The 19,232-nt window shown below is 71.9% G+C and carries 17 protein-coding genes; 9 read left to right on the top strand and 8 right to left on the bottom strand.

Annotation, left to right across the window (positions count from 1 at the left end):
• Positions 1 to 5: 5 nt before the first annotated feature.
• Positions 6 to 509: a PH domain-containing protein gene (locus ACFV2J_RS24315; protein WP_385093322.1), complete on the top strand. Its 504-nt coding sequence runs from the start codon at positions 6 to 8 to the stop codon at positions 507 to 509.
• Positions 506 to 1,840: a PH domain-containing protein gene (locus ACFV2J_RS24310; protein ID WP_385440525.1), complete on the top strand. Its 1,335-nt coding sequence runs from the start codon at positions 506 to 508 to the stop codon at positions 1,838 to 1,840. Before ACFV2J_RS24315 ends, ACFV2J_RS24310 begins: the two co-directional genes overlap by 4 nt.
• A gap of 146 nt (positions 1,841 to 1,986) precedes the next feature.
• Here ACFV2J_RS24310 and ACFV2J_RS24305 read toward each other — a convergent pair whose 3' ends face one another.
• Positions 1,987 to 3,675, bottom strand: coding sequence for a hypothetical protein (locus ACFV2J_RS24305; RefSeq protein WP_385440522.1), 1,689 nt, complete (start codon positions 3,673 to 3,675; stop codon positions 1,987 to 1,989).
• A 381-nt stretch (positions 3,676 to 4,056) separates the two neighbouring features.
• On the bottom strand, positions 4,057 to 5,184 hold the full coding sequence (locus tag ACFV2J_RS24300; protein ID WP_385096499.1) for an alpha/beta hydrolase: 1,128 nt from the start codon (positions 5,182 to 5,184) through the stop codon (positions 4,057 to 4,059).
• Positions 5,185 to 5,409: 225 nt separating this feature from the next.
• Between ACFV2J_RS24300 and ACFV2J_RS24295 the strand changes: the two genes are divergently transcribed.
• From ACFV2J_RS24295 to ACFV2J_RS24270, 6 genes are all read left to right on the top strand, one after another.
• A complete protein-coding gene (locus tag ACFV2J_RS24295) occupies positions 5,410 to 7,215 on the top strand; it encodes a phosphatidylglycerol lysyltransferase domain-containing protein (protein WP_385096502.1) in 1,806 nt (601 codons plus the stop codon).
• A 195-nt stretch (positions 7,216 to 7,410) separates the two neighbouring features.
• The gene (gene folP / locus ACFV2J_RS24290) at positions 7,411 to 8,271 is read left to right on the top strand and encodes a dihydropteroate synthase (protein WP_385095826.1); all 861 of its coding nucleotides are present in this window, start codon (positions 7,411 to 7,413) and stop codon (positions 8,269 to 8,271) included.
• Positions 8,268 to 8,762 (top strand): nuclear transport factor 2 family protein, encoded by a 495-nt coding sequence (locus ACFV2J_RS24285; protein ID WP_385095828.1) that lies wholly within the window; start codon positions 8,268 to 8,270, stop codon positions 8,760 to 8,762. The genes folP and ACFV2J_RS24285 overlap by 4 nt, the downstream gene beginning before the upstream one ends.
• Before the next feature lie 249 nt (positions 8,763 to 9,011).
• Positions 9,012 to 9,371 carry a dihydroneopterin aldolase gene (gene folB, locus ACFV2J_RS24280; RefSeq protein ID WP_153289304.1) on the top strand — a complete coding sequence of 120 codons (360 nt, stop codon included), beginning with the start codon at positions 9,012 to 9,014 and terminating at the stop codon, positions 9,369 to 9,371.
• Positions 9,368 to 9,979, top strand: coding sequence for a 2-amino-4-hydroxy-6-hydroxymethyldihydropteridine diphosphokinase (folK, locus tag ACFV2J_RS24275; RefSeq protein WP_385095831.1), 612 nt, complete (start codon positions 9,368 to 9,370; stop codon positions 9,977 to 9,979). The genes folB and folK overlap by 4 nt, the downstream gene beginning before the upstream one ends.
• Before the next feature lie 64 nt (positions 9,980 to 10,043).
• On the top strand, positions 10,044 to 10,535 hold the full coding sequence (locus tag ACFV2J_RS24270; RefSeq protein WP_385095835.1) for a DUF3180 domain-containing protein: 492 nt from the start codon (positions 10,044 to 10,046) through the stop codon (positions 10,533 to 10,535).
• Between the two features lie 117 nt (positions 10,536 to 10,652).
• Here ACFV2J_RS24270 and folE read toward each other — a convergent pair whose 3' ends face one another.
• The 6 genes from folE to dacB all read right to left on the bottom strand — a co-directional run bounded on the left by folE (position 10,653) and on the right by dacB (position 18,537).
• Entirely contained in the window at positions 10,653 to 11,258 is a 606-nt protein-coding gene (gene folE, locus ACFV2J_RS24265) for a GTP cyclohydrolase I FolE (protein ID WP_359486291.1), read from the bottom strand.
• A 143-nt stretch (positions 11,259 to 11,401) separates the two neighbouring features.
• Positions 11,402 to 13,426, bottom strand: coding sequence for an ATP-dependent zinc metalloprotease FtsH (gene ftsH, locus ACFV2J_RS24260; RefSeq protein WP_385440514.1), 2,025 nt, complete (start codon positions 13,424 to 13,426; stop codon positions 11,402 to 11,404).
• Positions 13,427 to 13,624: 198 nt separating this feature from the next.
• On the bottom strand, positions 13,625 to 14,185 hold the full coding sequence (gene hpt / locus ACFV2J_RS24255) for a hypoxanthine phosphoribosyltransferase (protein ID WP_148012436.1): 561 nt from the start codon (positions 14,183 to 14,185) through the stop codon (positions 13,625 to 13,627).
• A 53-nt stretch (positions 14,186 to 14,238) separates the two neighbouring features.
• Positions 14,239 to 15,255 carry a tRNA lysidine(34) synthetase TilS gene (gene tilS, locus ACFV2J_RS24250; RefSeq protein ID WP_385094521.1) on the bottom strand — a complete coding sequence of 339 codons (1,017 nt, stop codon included), beginning with the start codon at positions 15,253 to 15,255 and terminating at the stop codon, positions 14,239 to 14,241.
• 193 nt (positions 15,256 to 15,448) lie between these two features.
• Positions 15,449 to 16,582, bottom strand: coding sequence for a zinc-dependent metalloprotease (locus ACFV2J_RS24245; protein WP_385094524.1), 1,134 nt, complete (start codon positions 16,580 to 16,582; stop codon positions 15,449 to 15,451).
• Positions 16,583 to 16,923: 341 nt separating this feature from the next.
• Positions 16,924 to 18,537, bottom strand: coding sequence for a D-alanyl-D-alanine carboxypeptidase/D-alanyl-D-alanine-endopeptidase (gene dacB, locus ACFV2J_RS24240; RefSeq protein WP_385094526.1), 1,614 nt, complete (start codon positions 18,535 to 18,537; stop codon positions 16,924 to 16,926).
• A 79-nt stretch (positions 18,538 to 18,616) separates the two neighbouring features.
• On the opposite strand from dacB, the gene ACFV2J_RS24235 reads away from it, so the two are divergent.
• Complete coding sequence (locus ACFV2J_RS24235) at positions 18,617 to 19,108, top strand: inorganic diphosphatase (RefSeq protein WP_385094531.1); 492 nt, start codon at positions 18,617 to 18,619, stop codon at positions 19,106 to 19,108.
• Positions 19,109 to 19,232 lie beyond the last annotated feature (124 nt).

Raw genomic sequence — 19,232 nt, 5'->3', positions numbered from 1 at the left:
GCGGCATGGAAAAGCGGAGCACGGAAGCCGCGGTCGACACGGCCTCGGAGCCGGTCTGGACCGGGCTGCCGGCGGGGCTGCTGCGGATGCGCCGACTGCTGCTGGTGGTGTGGCTGGGGCTGCTGACGATCGCCGTGGCCCTCCTGCCGGGGCTGCTCGCGGGACCGGTCTGGGCCGCCTTCGCCCTGCTGCCGCTCGCTCTGCTGGGATGGGGATGGCGGATGCTGGGGCGCAACTGGCGCTCCTGGCGGTACGCCGAGCGCGCGGACGACCTGCTGATCAGCCGGGGGGTGCTGTTCCGCGAGGAGACCGTGGTGCCGTACGGCCGGATGCAGCTGGTCGAGGTGACCTCCGGCCCCGTCGAACGGCACTTCGGGCTCGCGAGCGTGCAGCTGCACACGGCCGCCGCCGCGACGGACGCGCGCATCCCGGGTCTGGACCCGGCCGAGGCCGAGCGGCTGCGCGACCGGCTGACCGAGCTGGGCGAGGCCCGATCGGCGGGGCTGTGACGACGCCGGCGCCCGGCCCGCAGGACGCCGAGCACGAGGAGAAGCTGCTGGTCGAACGGCGGCTGCACCCCGTGACGCCGTTCCGGCGGGCCTGGGCGCCCGTCGCCGTGATAGCCGGATGGGCCGTGCACGACCCCGATCAGGCGCAGGAGCAGCTGACCCGGCTGACGACGACGGCGCTGCTCATCGGGCTCGCCGTGATCGTGCCGGCGGCCGCCCTCTACGGCTTCCTCAGCTGGTGGTTCACGCACTTCGCGGTGACCGAGACGGAACTGCGCATCCGCACCGGCCTGTTCTTCCGGCGTACCGCGCACATCCGGCTCGACCGCCTCCAGGCCGTCGACGTCACCCAGCCGCTGCTGGCCCGGGTCGCGGGCGTCACCAAACTCAAACTCGACGTCGTCGGGACGCACAAGAAGGACGAACTCGCCTTCCTCGGCGAGGACGACGCCCGCGCCCTGCGCGCCGAACTCCTCGCCCGCGCGGCCGGTTTCGCCCCCGAGACGGCGCGCGAGGTCGGCGAGGCGCCGGTACGGCGGCTGCTGCACGTCCCGGGGGGCGTCCTGGCCGTCTCCCTGGTCCTCACCGGCGCCACCTGGGGCTCCCTCGCCGCCGCGCTGGTCGTACCGCCGGTGCTCTGGTTCGCCACCCACAGCGTGTGGTCGGTCCTCGCGACCGGCGTGCCGCTGCTCGGCGCCGCGGGCGCGAGCAGCGTGGGCCGGTTCGTCGGCGAGTACGACTGGACGGTGGGCGACTCCCCGGACGGGCTGCGCATCGACCACGGCCTGCTCGACCGTACGCACGAGACGGTGCCGCCGGGGCGCGTGCAGACCGTACGGATCATCGAGCCGCTGCTGTGGCGGCGGCGCGGGTGGGTCCGGGTCGAACTGGACGTGGCGGGGTCGTCCAACTCCGTCCTCGTGCCGGTCGCCCCGCGCGAGGTCGCCGAGGCGGTGATCGCGGGTGTGCTGCCGGGAGTGACGGTGCCGTCCGCCCTGTCCCGGCCGCCGCGCCGGGCCGGATGGTGCGTGCCGTTCTGGTGGCGGGGGTACGGACTCGCCGTCACCGACACCGTGTTCGCGGCGCGGCACGGCCTGCTGCGCCGCAGCCTCTCCCTCGTACCCCATGCGAAGGTCCAGAGCGTCCGGCTGACCCAGGGGCCCTGGAAACGCCTCCACGGCCTCGCCGACGTCCATCTGGACACGGGGGCCGACAAGACGGTGACGGCGCGGCTGCGCCCCGCGCCGGAGGCCGCCGAGCTTCTTCAGGCGCAGGCGGACCGGTCACGGACGGGACGGCGGGAGGCCCGGCCGGACCGGTGGATGGCCTGACACGGAGGGCCTGAGGAGAGAGACGGAGGGCGCGGGGGCCGACGGCGGGAGGGGCGCGGGGAGGCCTCACGGAGAGAGGGCAGCGGCTCGGTGCCACTGCCCTCTCGTACGACGACTCCGACGCCTCGGCCGGTGGGAGGCGCCGGTCAGGAAACCGCGCTCCGCAGCACGCCCACGTCGATGTGCTCGGTCTCGTCGTGCGCCGTCAGGTCGATGACCTGGCCGACGCCGCGGGACCCCTCGTCGACGGGCTTGAAACCGGCCTCGGCCTCGGCCTTGTGCAGGGCGAGCGCCTCCTGGCCGACCACGTCGGCGAGGTCCTCGTTCTGCACCGACTCCATCGCCTCGGACGACCCCTGCTGCGTACCGAAGAAGTCGAACCCGCCCTCGACGGACGGGCGCCGCGCGGGCGCGGTCGGCACGACGGCCACCGCGGTCGGCACGGTGAAGTGCCCCGAGGGACGCATGGGCTTGGCGGGCTTCACCGGCTGCGCGGAGTGCGCCGTCTCCTCGGCCGCCGCGGACGCCTTCGCGTGGGCGGGGGAGGGAGTGGGCGCGGGGGTCTTCGTGGGCGCGGCCTCGGTGTCCGGGCGCTCGTGCTCGTCGGCCGCCTCGGGCGCCGCGACCTGCCGTGTCACGTCCGTCGTGTCCGTCGTCTCCGCGGGTCCGTCCGGGGACGGAGCGACGTCGGTGGCGTCGGCCCGCGCGGGCTGCTTGTCGGAGGGGCTCACGGGGGTCGTGGGGTTCGCGGGGGCGGCGTGCGCGGGCCCGTCCGCCGGTGCGTCGCCGGACTCGGCACCCGCGGTGGCCCCTTGGTCGTCGTCCTCCGGCACGGACTCGGCCTCGGGATCGGGGTCCGGCTCGGGGTCGGAGTCCGCGGTCGGGTCGGTGCCGCCGGCCACGTCATCGTGGGCGTCACCGGCATGGGCAACGTCACCGTCGTCATCGGAGGCGGAGGCGTCGTCCGAGGCGGATCCGGTGTCGGCGTCGGTGTCTCCGGCGGCATCCGTGTCGGGGGCGTCGGCCTCCGCGGCACCGCCCGTGATCCGGCTGAGCGCCGCGTCGGCCCGCAGGAAGAGCGACGAGCCGGCCGGGGAGAACGCCTCGCCGGTCCCGGACGCGTCCGAGGCCCCGGCCGCCGGCTCCTCGCCGGCCTCCTTCTCCGCGTCCTCCGCGTCCTCCGTCTTCTCCGCCGTCGCTCCCGCTTCGGCGTCCGTGCCCTCGCCCGCGTGCGTCTCCTCGCCCGCGGCCGTCCCCTCGCCCGTGTCGGCCGCGTCCTCGGGCGTCCGCGCCGGGTCCACCGCTTCGGTGGTCTCCGGTTCCGCGGAGTCCGCGGAACGGCCCGGCTCCCCCGCGGCGGGCAGCTCGCGGACGGGAGCCGTGGTCTCTATCTCGAGCAGCCGCCGGCCCTCCAGCGCGCTCGCGCGCTCGGTCTCCGCCGTGGCGTACCGGCGCAGCAGCGCCGCGTGCTCGTTGCGCAGGCCCGCCAGCTCCGCGCGCTTGGCCCGCAGGTTGTGTTCGAGCTTGGTGCGCAGCTCGCGCGACTCGTCGAGGTCCGTCTCCAGTTCGGCGACGCGTTCCTCGTGACGCCACTCGTCGCTCGCACGCGCGCGCGTGAGGTCCGCGACCCGCTTGCCCGCGGCCGTGTCCCAGCTGCGCATGACGACGGCGCCGGCGACAGCGGTCACCGCGGCGCCCGCCGCCAGCATGCGGAGCACACCTGGCTCCGTGAACAGCCAGGGCCCCACGGCGCAGACGAGCGAGACGCCCGCGATCGCCGAGGGAGGCAGCAGCCTGTGCAGAGGCGGGGAATGGCGGTGACGTCCACGTGGCATGGCCAGAAACTTACCGCGCGTAGGCGAATCTTGGAGCCCCGCCCGGTAAAAACACAGCCACCCCGAAACCTTCGCGGCACCCCGGCTGCCCCAAGGGCGACCGCCCGCCCGCAAAAGGCCACCACGTGCCCCGTCGGCCCCACATGCCCCGCGAGCACCGCCGGTTGTTGATCAGCCCCTTCGTCCCGATCCTCCGGCCGGGACCCTACGTGCGGACCGTCCGCCATTCCGAAAGCGCTTTGAGGTCGCGTTTCTCGCCGAATAGGCGGCGGAACGGCCGGAGAACGCGCCGCGAAACAGTCAGCGGGAATTCTCCGGATCTTCTCCGTCGAGCCGATCGGGCTCCCCGGGAGGAACCGCCGGCGCTCCCCGGAGGGACCGTCAGCGGTCGCTCAGCATCCCGCTGATCCACTGCAGCGTCCCCGGGATCTCCCTGCGCCACGTGTTGAAATTGTGACCACCGCTGTCGAGGATGATCGACGCGATCCCGGTGCGCCCGGTGGCCTTCACCTGGTCGATGAACCTCAGCGTGTCCCGGTAGTTGTGCTCGCCCACCTTGCTGCTGGTGACCAGCAGCGACGTGCGGGGCGCCGGGTTGTGCCGCAGGTACCAGCGCAGGTCGGCCGAGTTGCGCAGCAGCCGGTCCCCGTGGAAGAGGTCGCCCGTCGTCGGGTCGATCGGCGCCCTGTAGTAGGGCGACAGGCCCGCCGCGGCGGCGTACGTCTCGGGGTGGTGCACGGCCAGCTTCAGCGCGCAGTAACCGCCCGTGGAGTCGCCGACGATGCCCCAGCTCCCGGGCCTCTTGCCCACCCTGTAGTGGGCCGTCACGGCCTCGGGAAGGTCCCTGGCGAAGAAGGACTCGGTCTGCGGTCCGCCCGGGATGTCCACGCACTCGGTGTCCCGCGGCGGCGCGACGGTGGGCCGCATCATGACCAGGATCATCGGCTGCATCCTGCCGTCCTTGGCCAACTCGTGGGCCGTCTGCGGGTAGTGCAGCCCCTTGATGAGCGCCTCCGCGGTGCCCGGGTATCCGGTGAGGACCGCGGTCGCCGGGAAGGTGCGGGTGCGGTAGCGCGCCTGGAAGTACTCGGGGGGCAGATAGACGTACGCCGGGGTGGCGATGTGTGTCGTACGGCCGACGATGTCGACCTTCTGGATCTGGCCGCCGACTTGCGGCCGGGCACCGCCCGACACGTTCACCTGCCGGGTGTCGACCACCTGAAGAGGCCCGCCGGCCCCGCTCCGGCCCGAATGGTCGACCACCACACCCTGGCCGCTCTCCCGGCCGAGGAGATCGGCCCAGGTCGCGTAGAACCCGAACGCCTGGTTGGCGAACAGACCGATCGAGGCGAAGACCGCCACCTGGGTGACCAGGAGCAGACCGATCCGTCCGCCGACAGCACGCCAGTTGCGCCGCGCCAGCCGTGGCCACCACCACACCGTGCCGACGAACAGCAGCACGGCGAACAAGATCGCCAACGCGAGCACCTTGTTGCTTGTGAGACCCATGGACTGTTCCCGCCTGCGCTTCCCGTCCCTGGCCCGCCCTGCACTTTCGCAGGACCTTGCCCCGGACTTTCCTTGCCTTTTGAAACGGCTTTCCGATGGGGAGTGAACCTGACCCCCCAAGACACCGTCCTAGAGGGCGCAATGTCGCCGGATGCCGGAATGGCACCGGAATCAAGGTCTCTCGCAGAACTACGGGATGCGATGTCTGTCAGGATAGATGGGGAAATGTCGGGTGGGGTTCCAGACCGAACAGGTGGGACGCGACGCATAGTCCGTGGTCCCCGCCCTGAGGCCGTCCCCGCCCTCGTCGCCAGGGCCTGCACACTCGTAGGGGTCCTGGACATCGCCGCCGGCGTCTTCCCGCGCTTCCGGCGCAGCCGAATGCACGCCCTGGCCGAGGTCCTGCCGGGTTCGTTCGGCCCCTTCGCCGCGGCGCTGTCGCTCAGCGCGGGCGTACTCCTTCTGCTCCTCGCCCATGGACTGCGCCGCCGCAAGCGCCGGGCGTGGCGCGCCGCCGTGGTGCTGCTGCCGGCCGGCGCCGTCGCCCAGTTCGCGTACCGCCATTCGCTCATCGGCGTCGTCATCTCCCTCGCGCTGCTCGCACCGCTGCTGCGCCACCGGAGCGAGTTCGCCGCCCTGCCCGATCCGCGCAGCCGCTGGCGGGCCCTCGCGAACTTCGTCCTCATGGGCGCCGGTTCCCTCGTCCTCGGACTGATCATCGTCAGCGTCCACGAGGACCGGATGGTCGGCGACCCGAGCCTCGCCGACCGCATCGCCCATGTGCTCTACGGACTGTTCGGCTTCGAGGGCCCCGTCGACTACGCCGGACCCACCTCCTGGACGGTCGCCTTCTCGCTCGGCGCGCTCGGCTGGCTGACCGCCGTCACGACGATCTATCTGGCCTTCCGCCCCGAACACCCCGCCGCCCGCCTCACGGAGGACGACGAGACCCGGCTGCGGACCCTCCTCGACAAACACGGCGGCCGCGACTCGCTCGGCCACTTCGCGCTCCGCCGTGACAAGGCCGTCGTGTTCTCGCCCAGCGGCAAGGCGGCCGTCACCTACCGCGTCGTCTCCGGCGTGATGCTGGCCAGCGGCGACCCCATCGGCGACGTCGAGGCCTGGCCCGGCGCCATCGAACGCTTCATGGACGAGGCCAAGGCCCACTCCTGGACCCCGGCCGTGATGGGCTGCTCCGAGACGGGCGGCGAGGTGTGGACCCGGGAGACCGGCCTCGACGCCCTCGAACTGGGCGACGAGGCGGTGGTGGACGTCGCGGATTTCTCGCTGGCCGGGCGCGCGATGCGCAACGTGCGCCAGATGGTGAAACGCATCGAACGCGCTGGCTACGAGACCCGGGTACGGCGCATCCGTGACCTCAGCGAGGGCGAACTGGACCGGATACGCCACGCCGCGGAGGCGTGGCGCGGCACGGACACCGAACGCGGCTTCTCCATGGCGCTCGGCCGCATCGGCGACCCGTCCGACAGCGACTGCCTGATCGCCACCGCCCACAAGTCCGACGACGTAACCGGCCCCTACGGCGATCTGAAGGCCGTCCTCCACTTCGTCCCGTGGGGCACCGACGGGGTCTCCCTTGACCTCATGCGGCGCGACCGCGCGGCCGACCCGGGCATGAACGAACTCCTCATCGTGGCCGCGCTGGAGGCGTCCCCGCGCCTCGGCATCCAGCGGATCTCGCTCAACTTCGCGATGTTCCGCTCAGCACTGGCACGCGGCGAGAAGATCGGCGCGGGGCCGGTCCTCCGCGCCTGGCGCGGACTGCTGGTCTTCCTGTCCCGCTGGTTCCAGATCGAGTCCCTGTACAAGTTCAACGCCAAGTTCCGCCCGCGCTGGGAGCCCCGCTTCGTCGTCTACGGCTCCTCCCGCGACCTCCCCCGCATCGGCTTCGCCGCCATGCAGGCCGAGGGCTTCGTGAACCTGGCCCTTCCCGGCCTGCTCCGCCGCCGTGTCAGGGCCCCGCGCCCCTGCGCGCACGGGGTGGCGGAACGCGGGGTCAGAGCGGCGTAGCCGCGTGGACGGGCCCCCGCGGTCCGGGCGGCCCCCCGGTCCCGGCCCCGAGGGCCCTCGCCCGGACCGCGGGGGCCCGCACCGGTGAGGGGGCCCGCCGACGGAGCCCGGACCGGCCGCGAGGCCGCCCGGAGACCCTGGTCACCCCCGACCCGCGGAGGAATCCGGCCCGCACCGGAGGCCTAGGCTGGACGTATGAGCACTGAGCGCCGGCGCGGCCACGTCGCGGGACTGCCGACCTGGGACCGCTGCGCGGTCATGGGAGTCGTCAACGTCACGCCCGATTCCTTCTCGGACGGCGGCCGCTGGTTCGACACGACGGCCGCCGTCAAACACGGCCTCCACCTGGTCACCGAGGGCGCCGACCTGGTGGACGTGGGCGGCGAGTCCACCCGCCCCGGCGCCTCCCGCGTCGACGAGGCGGAAGAGCTCAAGCGGGTGATCCCGGTCGTCCGGGGCCTGGCCTCCGAGGGGGTCACCGTCTCCGTGGACACCATGCGCGCCAGCGTCGCCGAGCAGGCCCTCGCCGCGGGAGCCGCCCTGGTCAACGACGTCAGCGGCGGACTCGCCGACCCCGCGATGATCTCCGCCGTCGCCGCGGCGGGAGCCCCCTTCGTGGTCATGCACTGGCGCGGCTTCCTGGAGGGCGGCAACGTGCGGGGGACCTACGCGGACGTCGTCTCCGAAGTCGTCGACGAGCTGCACGCACGCGTGGAGGCCGTGCTGGCCGGCGGTGTCAGCCCCGACCGGATCGTCGTCGACCCGGGCCTCGGCTTCTCCAAGGACTCCGAGCACGACCTGACGCTCCTCGCCCACCTCGACCGGCTGGGCGGCCTCGGCCGTCCGCTCCTGGTCGCCGCGTCGCGCAAACGCTTCCTCGGCCACGTCCTGGCGGGCCCGGAAGGCGCCCCGCCACCGGCCCGCGAACGGGACGCCGCCACCGCCGCCGTCTCCGCGCTCGCCGCCCACCAGGGCGCGTGGGCGGTCCGTGTCCACGAGGTACGGGCCACCGCCGACGCCGTACGCGTCGCCCGGGCCGTCGAGGGAGCCCAGTGAGCGCACCGCGCACCGATGTCGAGCAGGTGGAACTCGCCAACACCACCTTCTACGAGGCACTGGAGAGGGGCGACTTCGAAGTGCTGTCGTCCCTCTGGCTGGCCCCTCTGGACATCGTCGACGACGACACCGGGAGCGAGGGCGCGGAGGTCTCCTGCGTCCACCCCGGCTGGCCGGTCCTCAACGGCCGCGGCGAGGTCCTGCGCTCGTACGCGCTGATCATGGCCAACACCGAGTACATCCAGTTCTTCCTCACGGACGTGCACGTCTCCGTCACCGGCGACACCGCGCTGGTCACCTGCACCGAGAACATCCTCAGCGGCGGCCCCCCGCCCGACGACAGCGACGAGCTCGGCCCGCTGGTGGGCCAGCTGGTGGTCGCCACGAACGTGTTCCGGCGCACGGACGACGGCTGGAAGCTCTGGTCGCACCACGCCTCCCCCGTCCTCGCCGAATCCGGAGAGGAGGAGGACGAGGAGACACCCGGTTGAGTGGGCCGGGCCCCCGGCGGGACCAAGGAGTGGTTGGAATCACGAACCGCCGGGTATGGGCCGCTACCGACCCGTGAGCCGCCGCGTTCCCCAGGGGAAACACCCGATGAAACCTCGTGACCAGCAGGTGGGCACGCGCCCCCACGGGCGAACACTGTCAGTGCCCGCAGGTAGATTCGTTCGAAGGCCGGTGTGCCGACCGCACGCGGTGCACGACGGGCCCTACCGACGATTGCAGGAGTGATTCGCGTGGATCGTGTCGCGCTGCGCGGCCTCAAGGCTCGCGGACACCACGGTGTCTTCCAGAAGGAACGCGAAGAGGGACAGCCCTTCATCGTCGACCTGTCGCTGGGCCTGGACACCCGGCCGGCCGCGGCCGACGACGACCTGACGAAGACCGTGCACTACGGCATCGTGGCGGAGGAGGTCGTGGCCATCGTCGAGGGCGAGCCCGTCGACCTCATCGAGACCCTCGCCGAGCGCATCGCCCAGGCCTGCCTCAAGCACGACGGGGTAAGGGAGGTCGAAGTCTGCGTCCACAAGCCGGACGCGCCGATCACGGTCCCCTTCGACGACGTGACCGTCACCATCACCCGGAGCCGAGTATGACTGCGTCCTACACCGAAGGCCACAGCGACCCGACGGTCCAGCCGGTGCCCGCCTCAGTGGTGGAGCGCGTGGACGCGGCCGACACGACACTGCAGAACCCGAAGCGGGCGGTCCTCTCGCTCGGCTCGAACCTGGGCAACCGGCTGGAGACCCTCCAGGGCGCCGTCGACGCCCTGGAGGACACCCCGGGCGTCCGCGTCAAAGCGGTCTCGCCCGTCTACGAGACCGAGCCGTGGGGCGTCGAGCCGGGCAGCCAGCCGACGTACCTCAACGCCGTCGTGGTCCTCAGGACCACCCTCCCCCCGTCCTCGCTCCTGGAGCGGGCCCACGCGGTCGAGGAGGCCTTCGACCGGGTCCGCGACGAGCGCTGGGGCGCACGCACGATCGACGTGGACATCGTGGCGTACGCCGATGTCGTCTCCGACGACCCGGTCCTGACGCTGCCTCACCCGCACGCCCACGAACGGGCCTTCGTCCTCGCCCCCTGGCACGACGTGGAGCCCGAGGCCCAGCTGCCCGGCCGCGGCCCGGTGGCACAGCTCCTCGCCGGCGTCGGCCAGGACGATGTCACGCCCCGCGCCGACCTGGAACTCCACCTGCCCGAGTAGTCGTTAAGGTCAAGACGACCAGAGGCCGGACGACCGTCCGGGGGCGGGCGACCGAAGGGGCAAAGTGAAAGAGCTGCGGATCAGGACGCTGGCCGCCGTGTTCGTCGTGGCGGGCGTGCTGTCCTGGGCGGGCGCCCGGCTGTGGAACGCGGTGGGGACGCTTCCCCGCGTCCCGCTGGCCGCCCCCATCGTGCTGGCCCTGATCGCCGTCGTGCTGCTGTCCACGGCGCTCTCGCTGCGCGCCCGCCTCAAGGCCCAGCGCGAGCGCCGCCCCGGTGCCAAGGGCGTCGACCCGCTGATGGCGGCCCGCGCGGTCGTCTTCGGCCAGGCGAGCGCCCTGGTCGCCGCCCTGGTGGCCGGCATGTACGGCGGCGCGGGCGCGTTCCTGCTGGAGTCCCTGGAAGTCCCGGCCCGCCGCGACCAGGCCATCTACGCCGGCTTCTCGGTGCTGGCGGGCATCGCGGTCATAGCGGCCGCCTTCTTCCTGGAGCGCGTCTGCAAGCTCCCGGAGGACGAGGACGACAACGGCCAGGGCGGCACGGCCCCGGTCGCGTGACGCCCGCGCGGCACCGGCAGCGCTCAACCACCTGGCCCCCGGACCCCGGGAGCCGTTCCCTCGCGCACCGGCGGCCGCGACCGCACCGGGAGCACTCCCTGGACGCCGCAAGCGGATTCAGCGCGCCATGATCAGGCTCATCGCCTCGTTGCGGGTGGCCGGATCCCGCATCTGGCCGCGCACCGCCGAGGTGATGGTCTTCGCGCCCGGCTTGCGGACACCGCGCATCGACATGCACATGTGCTCGCACTCCACGACGACGATCACGCCCCGCGGCTCCAGGATCTCCATCAGGGAATCGGCGATCTGCGTGGTGAGCCGCTCCTGGACCTGCGGCCGCCGGGCATAGACGTCCACGAGCCGGGCGAGCTTCGAAAGGCCCGTGATCTTGCCGTCCGAGGACGGGATGTACCCGACATGGGCCACTCCGACGAACGGGACCAGATGATGCTCACAGCTGCTGAGGACTTCGATGTCCTTCACGAGCACCATCTCGTCGTGTCCGAGGTCGAAGGTGGTCGTCAGCACATCTTCGGGCCGCTGCCACAGACCGGCGAATATCTCCTTGTACGCCCTCGCCACCCGCCCCGGCGTCTCCCGCAGGCCCTCACGCTCCGGGTCCTCACCGACCGCGATGAGGAGCTCTCGTACGGCGTTCTCGGCGCGCTTCTCGTCGAACTCGCCGATCGAGCCCTCGCCGTCCAGCGTCACGGGGTCGGTCATGTGGTCCTCGTTCCTGTGCCTCTCGGCGCGCGCGGTTCGGCGCGCCGACGTGCGGACATAACGAAATGCCGCGCCCCCCAGGCTAAAACCTGGGGGGCGCGGCAGTCATTCCGGGCCTGCTGAGCCCGTCGGAACTGAGCGGGTCAGCTCTCGGTGCGGTCCTCGGGAGCCGCTTCCTTCGCCGGGACGGACTCCGTCTTGGCGATGGACGGCGTCGCGCCGTTCGCCCCGTTCGTCAGTGACAGCTCCTTGGGGGAGAGCACCGGCGGGCGGGTGGACGGCGTGCGCCGGGAGGAGCCGGTCCACGCGGGGCGGGCCGGGCGCTTCACGATGGGAGCGAAGACCTCGGCGATCTGCTCCTTGCTCAGCGTCTCCTTCTCCAGCAGCTGGAGCACGAGCGCGTCCAGAACGTCGCGGTTCTCGACCAGGATCTCCCAGGCCTCGTTGTGCGCGTTCTCGATGAGCTTCTTGACCTCTTCGTCGACGAGCGCGGCGACCTCTTCCGAGTAGTCGCGCGGGTGCGACATCTCCCGGCCGAGGAACGGCTCGGTGTTGTCGCCGCCGAACTTGATCGCGCCGAGACGCTCGGTCATGCCGTACTGCGTGACCATCGCGCGGGCCGTCGCCGTGGCCTTCTCGATGTCGTTCGCGGCACCGGTGGTCGGGTCGTGGAAGACGAGCTCCTCGGCCGCGCGGCCGCCCAGCATGTACGCGAGCTGGTCCAGCATCTCGTTGCGCGTCGTGGAGTACTTGTCCTCGTCCGGCAGGACCATCGTGTAACCGAGGGCCCGGCCGCGCGACAGGATGGTGATCTTGTGCACCGGGTCGGAGTTCGGAGACGCCGCCGCGACGAGGGCGTGTCCGCCCTCGTGGTACGCGGTGATCTTCTTCTCCTTGTCCGACATGATCCGGGTCCGCTTCTGCGGGCCCGCGACCACACGGTCGATCGCCTCGTCCAGCATGTTGTTGTCGACCAGCTTCTGGTTGCTGCGGGCCGTCAGGAGCGCGGCCTCGTTCAGCACGTTGGCGAGATCGGCACCGGTGAAGCCGGGGGTGCGGCGGGCGACGGCGGACAGGTCGACGTCCGGAGCGACCGGCTTGCCCTTCTGGTGAACCTTGAGGATCTCCAGACGGCCCTGCATGTCCGGGCGGTCGACCGCGATCTGGCGGTCGAAGCGGCCGGGGCGCAGGAGGGCCGGGTCGAGGATGTCGGGCCGGTTCGTGGCGGCGATGAGGATCACGCCGCCCTTCACGTCGAAGCCGTCCATCTCGACGAGCAGCTGGTTGAGGGTCTGCTCGCGCTCGTCGTGACCGCCGCCGAGGCCGGCGCCGCGGTGGCGGCCGACCGCGTCGATCTCGTCGACGAAGACGATCGCCGGGGCGTTCGCCTTGGCCTGCTCGAAGAGGTCACGGACCCGGGAGGCACCGACACCGACGAACATCTCGACGAAGTCGGAACCCGAGATCGAGTAGAAGGGAACGCCCGCCTCGCCCGCGACGGCGCGCGCGAGCAGCGTCTTGCCGGTACCGGGAGGCCCGTACAGGAGCACGCCCTTGGGGATCTTCGCCCCGACGGCCTGGAACTTCGCCGGCTCCTGCAGGAACTCCTTGATCTCCTGGAGCTCCTCCACCGCCTCGTCCGAACCCGCGACGTCCGAGAACGTCGTCTTCGGGGTGTCCTTGGTGATGAGCTTCGCCTTGGACTTCCCGAAGTTCATGACCCGGGAGCCGCCGCCCTGCATCTGGTTCATCAGGAACAGGAAGACGACGACGATGAGAACGAAGGGAAGCAGCGACAGCAGGATGCCCAGGAACGGGTTCTGCTTGGACGGCGCGACGGTGTAGCCGTCCGGAATCTGCTTGTTCTGGTACTTGTCCTGCAGGGTGTTGGCCAGGGCCACGCCCTGGTCGCCGATGTAGCTCGACTGGATCTTCGAGCTGCCATCGACCTTCTCGCCGTTCTTCAGCGAGACCTTGATGACCTGCTCGTCGCCAGTGGTGATCTTGGCCGACTCGACCTTGTTGTCATTGATCGCCTGGACGACCTGGCCGGTGTCCACTGTCTTGTAGCCGCCGGACGAGCCGACGACCTGCATCAACACGACCACGGCAAGGACGGCCAGCACGATCCACATGACCGGCCCACGGAAGTATCGCTTCACGTCCATCCATACGGAGCGGAGACGCCCCGTCCCTCCTGCCATAGTGAGTTTGATAAAGACTTAGAAAGACTGTTCTTCGGACGGTACCCCAGCATTGTCACCCGAAGCCGCAGGGGACGACTGACAATCCCGCCCACGCATGCTCCAACGGCGCGAACCCCGCTGGGGTTCCCGATCGTCTTACGAAGACCGGGGCTCGGGGGTTCAGCCGCCGTAGACGTGGGGCGCGAGCGTACCGACGAACGGGAGATTGCGGTACTTCTCGGCGTAGTCCAGTCCGTACCCGACCACGAACTCGTTCGGGATGTCGAAGCCGACCCACTCCACGTCGATCGCAACCTTGGCCGCCTCCGGCTTGCGCAGCAGCGTGCACACCTTGAGGGAGGCGGGCTCGCGGGAGCCGAGGTTGGAGATCAGCCAGGACAGGGTCAGCCCGGAGTCGATGATGTCCTCGACGATCAGGACGTGCTTGCCCTTGATGTCGGTGTCGAGGTCCTTGAGGATCCGCACCACGCCGGAGGACTGGGTGCCCGCGCCGTACGAGGACACCGCCATCCAGTCCATGGTGACGGGGGTGGACAGCGCACGCGCGAGGTCCGCCATGACCATGACTGCGCCCTTGAGCACCCCCACGATCAGCAGGTCCTTGCCCGCGTACTCCGCGTCGACCTTCGCGGCCAGCTCAGCCAGCTTGGCGTCGATCTCTTCCTTGGTGATGAGCACCGACTTGAGGTCGGTGCCCATGTCTTTCGCGTCCACCCGCATCACTTTCGGTCGTCCCACCGGCTGTCCCGGCCGTCCCCTGAGGGGGGCACGGTTCAGCTTTGCCGAATCACCAGTCTGCCACCCTGCCGCTGCGCGACGACTTTGCCCGGGAGATTGATGACTCCCTGGCCGCGCCAGCCGGTGATCAGCCGGTCGACTTCCTCGATGTGGCGGGCGAACAGCGAACCGGCCGGGGCGCCCGCCTCGATGGCGGCTCGGCGCAGGATGCGGCGGCGCACGGCGGGCGGCAGGGCGTAGAGCTTGGCGCACTCCAGCAGGCCCGCGGTGTCCCGCACGGAGGCCTCGGCCTGACGGGCCCAGGCGTCGAGGGCGTCGGCGTCGTCACGGGAGAGCTGGGCGGTACGGGCGAGGGCCCCGACCACCCCTTTGCCCAGCGCCTTCTCCAGGGCGGGCAGACCCTCGTGGCGCAGCCGCGAACGGGTGTAGGCCGGGTCGGCGTTGTGGGGGTCGTCCCAGACGGGCAGCGACTGGGCCATGCAGGCCTTGCGCGCGGTCTGCCGGTCGAGGTGCAGGAAGGGGCGCCGGTAACGGCCGCCGGCCCCCGAGACCTCGGCCATTCCGGACAGGGAGCGGATGCCGGAGCCGCGGGCGAGGCCCAGCAGAACCGTCTCGGCCTGGTCGTCACGCGTGTGTCCGAGGAGGATCGCGGCGGCGCCGTGGCGCTCGGCGGCGGCGTCCAGGGCGGCGTACCGGGCGTCGCGGGCGGCGGCCTCGGGGCCGCCGTCGCGGCCGACGGTCACGGCGAGGGACTCGACGGGCGCCATGCCCAGCTCGACGAGGCGCCCGACCACGTCGTCGGCGCGCAGATCGGAGCCGGACTGCAGACCGTGGTCCACGGTGATGCCACCGGCGCGGACGCCGAGTTTGGGGGCTTCGAAGGCGAGGGCGGAGGCGAGCGCCATGGAGTCGGCGCCGCCGGAGCAGGCGACCAGGACGAGCGGGCCGGGCGGGGAGGACTCGCCTGGGGGTCGGGTGTGGTCGGTGAGGATGTCGTGGAGTACGCGGCGGACCGCCAGGCGTATCGCCGCGACCGCAGGATGGGGACCCATGTCCGGTTCCCTTCATGAAGTTTTCGGGGGGTGAGCCCGAGTTTCGGTCACTCAGAGTGTGTCGATGGTGACAGAAACAGGCCGTTCCCCGAGCATTGCACGCCTACGCATGGCCCACGGTCCCTCGGACGGGTGATTGGAGGGGCGTTCACCTGCCGTCGGCCGGATTCGTTTCACGACCTTGCCGTAGGGTTCACGACTCCGTCTTGCGGTGCACTCGCGCGACCCAGTCCGCCGGTTTGGCGATCTCCGTCTTCGTCGGGAGCGTGTTGGGGGAGGTCCACACGCGGTTGAACCCGTCCATGCCCACCTGTTCGACGACCGCGCGCACGAATCGTTCGCCGTCCCGGTACTGCTTCAGTTTGGCGTCCAGACCCAGCAGCTTGCGCAGGGCGAGGTCCAGGCGCGAGGCACCCTTGGCCCGGCGCTGCTGGAACTTCTCGCGGATCTCCGCGACGGAGGCGACCACGTCCGGGCCCACCCCGTCCATGACGAAGTCCGCGTGGCCCTCCAGGAGTGACATCACGGCCGTCAGCCGGGCCAGGATCTCCCGCTGGGCGGGCGTCTGCACGATCTCGACCAGTGAGCGGCCCTCGTCCTCCTCCTCGCCCTCGGGGCGGCCGCCCGCGAGGGACTGCGCCGCCTCCCTGATGCGCTCCAGGACCGTCATGGGGTCGACCTCGGTCTCCGCCAAGAACGACTGGATTTCGCCCTCCAGGTGGTCCCGCAGCCAGGGCACGGCCGTGAACTGGGTGCGGTGCGTCTCCTCGTGCAGACACACCCAGAGGCGGAAGTCGTGGGGCTCCACGTCGAGTTCGCGCTCCACGTGGACGATGTTCGGCGCGACCAGCAGGAGCCTGCCGCCGCCGTTCTCCCCGGCGGGCAGCTCGCGGGTCGCGGGGGCGAAGGTCTCGTACTGGCCGAGGACCCGGGACGACAGGAACGACAGGAGCATGCCCAGCTCCACGCCGGTCACCTTGCCGCCGACGGCACCGAGGACGGCGCCGCCCGGGCCGCTCCCGCGGCGTTCCTGCATCTTGTCCAGCAGGGGCTTGAGGACCTCACGGAACCCGGCGACGTTCGCCCGTACCCAGCCGGGGCGGTCGACCACGAGTACGGGGGTGTCGTGGGCGTCCTCCGTGCCCATCCGCGTGAAGCCCCGGACGTGCGCCTCCGAGGCCTTCGCGTGCCGGCGCAGCTCCGCGACGACCTCCCGGGCCTCGTCGCGGCTCACTTCGGGGCCGGGTCGCACGAGCCGTGTCGCGGTCGCCACCGCGAGATTCCAGTCGACCATCCCAGTAGATGCAGCACCACCGATGCTCGTCATGCGTCAACCGTACGTGAGGGGATCGGGCTGCGGTTAGGGGTACGGCGCCGGATGAGTCCTCCGCCCGGGGCTGCCGGGGCTCGTGTGACAGCGGGGGCTCGGGGCCGGTCGGCGCGTCCGGCGGGGCCCGGTCCGTTTCCGGCGGGGCCCCGGTCCGGGTCCGGCGGTCCGCGTCGGGCGGGCGGACGGTGGCCGGTGCGGGGGCGCCGCGCGGCGGCGGATCTCCCTCGTACGGGGCGTACTCGGGGAGGCTTGCTCGGGGATACGACGGGGCCTTGCCGCCTCGCGCCCGGTCCGACGCCGCGAGGCGCCGTGCCGGGCGCCGCCCTCCGGGACGGCACTCAGCGGCAGCCGCAGCCCGCCAGTGCCGAGGCCGTGTCGTCCAGGGCCGACTGGGCCGCCATCGGGTCGGACGTGCCGGAGGCCAGGAAGGCGAAGGCCAGCAGCCGGCCGTCCGCGTCGACGACCGTGCCCGCCAGGGTGTTCACACCGGTCAGGGTGCCGGTCTTGGCGCGTACGACGCCGGGGCCGGAGGAGTCGTTCGTGTAGCGGTCGCTGAGGGTGCCGGTGAAGCCCGCGACGGGAAGGCCGGTCAGGACGGGGCGCAGTTCGGGTCGGGCGGGGTCACCGGCCTTCACCAGGAGGGCGGTGAGCAGGTCCGCCGTCAGCCGGTCGTCGCGATTCAGACCGCTGCCGTCCGTGAAGTGCGCCCCGGACAGCGGGAGTCCGAGCTTGCGCAGCTGCGCGTCTATCGCCGCGGCGCCGCCGCCGAAGCTCGGCTGCCGTCCGGTGGCGACGGCGACCTGACGTGCCATGGCCTCCGCGATGTCGTTGTCGCTGTTCGTCAACATCCGCTCCACGAGGGCGGACAGCGGCGGCGAGGAGACCGAGGCGAGGGCCTGTGCGCCGCTGGTGGCTCTCGACGGGCCGGGGGACGTGCTGTCGACGCCCTTGGCCCGCAGCAGGTCCGCGAACGTGCCGGCGGCGTCCGCCGCCGGGTCCGCGGTGCGGTCGGCCGGGCCGCTCGTCGAGGCGTCGGTACGGCCCTCGTCGGCCGTCAGGGCGCTGACCGGCGCGAGGTTGGGGTTGGGGCCGATGGGGTGCACGGCGGGACCGGCGTAGAGCGAGGTGTCGTACGAGAGCGTCACCCGGTCCAGGTGCCGGGCCTTCAGGGCCTTCGCCGTGTCGTCGGCGAGGGCGCGCAGGCTCGCCCACTCCCCGGCGTCCTTGCGGGCGGTCAGGGTCGGGTCGCCGCCTCCGACGAGGACGACCTCCTTGGTGCCGGGCTCCAGCACCGTGCGGGTGGTGAGGCGGTGGTCGGCGCCCGCGGCCGAGAGCACGGCGACCGCGGTGGCGATCTTGGTGGTGGAGGCCGGGGTCTGCGCCGTGCCGGCCCCTTCGCCGTACAGCCGTCTGCCGGTCGCCACGTCGACGACCACGGCCGTGCGCCGGGCGCCGAGCGCGGGAACGTCCAGGAGCCGGTCGAGGGTGGCCGAGAGGGCCCTGGCGTCCGGCGCGGGCGCCGCGGACGTGGCACTGCCGAGGGCGGTGAGCACGGACGCGGCGCTGGGAGCGGGCTGCGGCGACGCGGGGGACGCGGCGGCATCCCGCCCGTGATCTGCGCCACCCTCCCGGTCCCGCGATGCGGCCCAGTCACGCTCCGCCGTACGCTGACCGGTGGAGTCCCAGGGACCGGCCACGGCCACCGCCCCGACCGCGAGCGCCAGGCCCGCGGTGGCGGCCACGGCCGTGAGCTGCGGGGTCGTGATCCTTCCGGAGCGCGGCCGCACGGCTCGAGCGACCCGCACCAGCTGCGGCCGTACGGACTGCGCAACCCGCCTGACCCGCGGTCGCGCGGCCCCCGCGACCCGCGTCACGCGCGGCTGAACGGCCCGCACGACCCGCAGCACATGCGGTCTCGCGGCCCGCCAAGCCCTCAGCTCTGGCACGACCACCAGCCCCTTTCGCGATCACACACCTGCGTGAGGGACACTTAACCACCAGAACTATGTGTTGATCATGGAGGAGCCACCGGTGGAGTTCGACGTCACGATCGAGATTCCGAAGGGTTCGCGGAACAAGTACGAGGTGGACCACGAGACCGGTCGGATCCGCCTGGACCGTCGACTCTTCACCTCGACCAGCTACCCCGCCGACTACGGCTTCGTCGAGAACACCCTCGGCGAGGACGGCGACCCGCTGGACGCGCTGGTCATCCTGGACGAGCCGACCTTCCCGGGCTGCCTCATCCAGTGCCGCACGATCGGCATGTTCCGTATGACGGACGAGGCCGGCGGCGACGACAAGCTGCTGTGCGTCCCGGCGCACGACCCGCGGGTGGAGCACCTGCGCGACATCCACCACGTGTCGGAGTTCGACCGCCTGGAGATCCAGCACTTCTTCGAGGTCTACAAGGACCTGGAGCCCGGCAAGTCCGTCGAGGGCGCCAACTGGGTGGGCCGCACCGAGGCCGAGGCCGAGATCGAGCGCTCCTACAAGCGGTTCAAGGAGACGGGCGGTCACTGATCCCTCCTGAGACACCCGGGCCGGGGGGGCGGGCGGGGCGCGGGGCGGGCGGGCCCACCCCGAGGGGGGCGCGCGCCGCCGCGGGAGGCGCGCAACGGGCACGGCGAGTGACGGGAAGAGGACA

The sequence above is a fragment of the Streptomyces sp. NPDC059668 genome (assembly GCF_042734135.1).
In the GTDB taxonomy this organism is placed as follows: domain Bacteria; phylum Actinomycetota; class Actinomycetes; order Streptomycetales; family Streptomycetaceae; genus Streptomyces.
This window is presented reverse-complemented; position numbering and strand designations above follow the sequence as displayed.